This window comes from Oleiphilus sp. HI0061 (assembly GCF_001635675.1).
The window spans coordinates 1-1,179 of sequence record NZ_LWFE01001676.1 but is presented as its reverse complement, the minus strand read 5'-3'; the positions used below and the strand labels follow the sequence as shown (position 1 = coordinate 1,179).

The 1,179-nt window shown below is 44.0% G+C and carries 1 pseudogene; it reads left to right on the top strand.

The window, feature by feature from the left end:
* Positions 1 to 227: 227 nt before the first annotated feature.
* Positions 228 to 1,179: pseudogene (locus A3735_RS25905) on the top strand (polysaccharide biosynthesis protein); the annotation flags it as partial.

Sequence of the window (1,179 nt, the reverse complement as noted above, 5' to 3'; positions counted from 1 at the left end):
GTTAGAAAGAAAAGAGTTTGATTTCATAAGTTCGCTCCTTGCGTTAATAGAATCAAGTGCATGAACGGCTATTGAGCAATCCGTGTCAAAGCTTGTGTCATGCAAGTTCGATATTAACGGCTTCAGAGGCGATAGTGAATACTAATTCTATGATTATTCCTAATTAATTTAACTCACTGACACAATTAGCGACAATCACTATTGTATTCACTAAGGACTTGGTTAAAATGAAGTCAGGCGCTCGCAGAAGCGCTCAGAAACTGGAGAATGATAAGGATAAATCGGACGTGCTAAGTAAGTTGTTACACCTTCCCCGGTACCAGAAACGCCTGGTTACGGTTTTTGCAGACAGTCTTTGTCTACCTTTCGCCTTATGGATGGCCCTAAGTTTACGTTACGATGAACTTTATTTGCTTGAAAATAGCTCCGTATTGTTAGTCGCTTTTGTCACCGTTTTTACCAGTATTTTTGTTTTTGCGCGTCTCGGTTTATATCGGGCTGTTATTCGCTATATGAGTAATCATGCTTTACTGGCGATTATTTCTGGTGTTTCTATCTCTGCTATTATGTTGGCGGCTTTGGGCTTTTTATTTCAGGCGCCGATTCCTCGTTCCGTTCCCATTATTTACTGGTGTTTAGCGATGATCTTTGTCGGAGGGACGCGTATGTTAGCTCGCTCTCTGGTACACCGCGATATGATGAAATCCAAAGATCGGGTGATTATCTATGGTGCGGGTAAGTCTGGCTTGCAGCTAAGTTCGATACTTTTTCATGGCAAGCAGGTTCAGCCAATTGCTTTTATTGATGATGATATTAGTAAGCACGGTAGCATTCTTAACGGTATCCGCGTTTATTCACCCGAGAATATTTCTGAGGTGCTCAAGCGTTATGGTGCGCAGAGTATTTTGTTAGCCTTGGGCCATGCTTCCAGGGCTCGAAGAGCTGAAGTGATAAAGGGCTTGGAGCAGTACCCGCTTGCTGTGCAGACCATTCCACAAATTAATGATGTTGTCAGCGGTAAGGCGCGAATTGAAGAAATTCGTGATGTTGATATTGAAGACCTGCTTGGGCGTGATGAAGTCGCGGCCGATAGGGCCAGGCTTTCGGGTTGTATCTCAAATAAGGTGGTGATGGTCACTGGTGCGGGGGGGTCAATTGGCTCTGAGTTGTGTCGCCAAA